This window comes from Pseudoalteromonas sp. TAE79 (genome assembly GCF_000498015.1).
Lineage (GTDB): Bacteria > Pseudomonadota > Gammaproteobacteria > Enterobacterales > Alteromonadaceae > Pseudoalteromonas.
In genome coordinates, this window is the sequence record NZ_AUTL01000114.1 from 1 (window position 1) to 771 (window position 771).

General features: G+C 42.8%; 1 protein-coding gene. It reads left to right on the plus strand.

Annotated features, from left to right (window positions below; all coding sequences use genetic code 11):
• Positions 1-758, plus strand: a 758-nt coding sequence (locus L655_RS0106815) for a transposase (RefSeq protein ID WP_024604522.1), incomplete at its 5' end; no start/stop codon positions are given.
• Positions 759-771: the final 13 nt, after the last annotated feature.

A 771-nucleotide genomic window follows, 5' to 3' on the forward strand; every position in this document is an offset into this window, starting at 1 on the left:
AGGTGAACTACGCAAAGCAGTTATTTAGTCATGTAAGTGATAACAGTCTAACTATTTTTGACCGATGTTATCTCAGCGCTGAGCTACTGATTAATTGGCGTAAGCAACACCCACAGTCGCACTGGATGGTCCCAATTAAAAGCAACACGCAATACACCGTCATTGAATCTTACTCTGAGCATGACTTCAAAGTAGAAATGAGTGTATCTGCGCATGCCAGAAAACAAGACCCTTCGCTTCCTGAGTGCTGGCAGGCCAGACTGGTTCTTTATCCTGAGCCAATGGGGCCTGGAAAAATAAAAGGTCTGCTGTGCTCTTTGGATGATAAACAGGCCTTTGGTGCACAGGCCATTCTTGATGTCTATTTCGAGCGCTGGGAAATTGAAAATAGCTATGGAGAAATAAAACACCAGATGCTTGAGGATAGTATTCTTTTGCGTAGTCAGACTGTGGATGGAGTCAATCAAGAGCTATGGGGTATATTGCTAGCCTACAATTTAATTCGAGTAGAGATAAGTCGAATAGCCAAAGAGGCTAAAGTCTCCCCGCTGAGAATTAGTTTTGTCATGGCTTTGCGGGATATACAGGATGAAATACTCTGGTGTGCCATCGCTTCGCCAGGTTCAATTCCAAAGAAATTAAGGGCAATGCGAGAACGAGTGAAACGTTATATTCTTCCAGAAAAAAGAAAACGGCCCAAAAGTAGGACCGTTCGAATTTCAAAAACTCGGTACACCATTAAGTCAAAGCATGCTTAACTGAATGGTGTTA